The 221-nt window shown below is 61.5% G+C and carries 1 protein-coding gene; it reads right to left on the reverse strand.

All coding sequences use genetic code 11. From position 1 onward, the window contains the following. Positions 1 to 180 (reverse strand): hypothetical protein (locus IH26_RS62530; protein ID WP_211268951.1); only part of this gene is annotated, 180 nt, incomplete at its 3' end. Positions 181 to 221: the final 41 nt, after the last annotated feature.

Here is a 221-nt window from a genome sequence, read left to right on the forward strand (position 1 = left end):
CGCCCGAGTGGCTTGCTTGAGCCGTGTGCCGCGACGAGTTGCACGCACGGTTCTGAGGGGGCGGCGGCGCAGCAATGCGCCGTCGCTACCCGACTGCGTTGTGTCGAGGGCGCCGGCAGCGCCGGTCGAGGACCAATAACCCTCTAACAATAGATAATCAGTGGCGGCCAGGAAGAACAAGACTTGATCTTGACTCTGCTCGGGATCAGGCTTATGTCATG

This window comes from Actinoplanes subtropicus (assembly GCF_000721705.1).
GTDB classification, from domain to species: domain Bacteria; phylum Actinomycetota; class Actinomycetes; order Mycobacteriales; family Micromonosporaceae; genus Actinoplanes; species Actinoplanes subtropicus.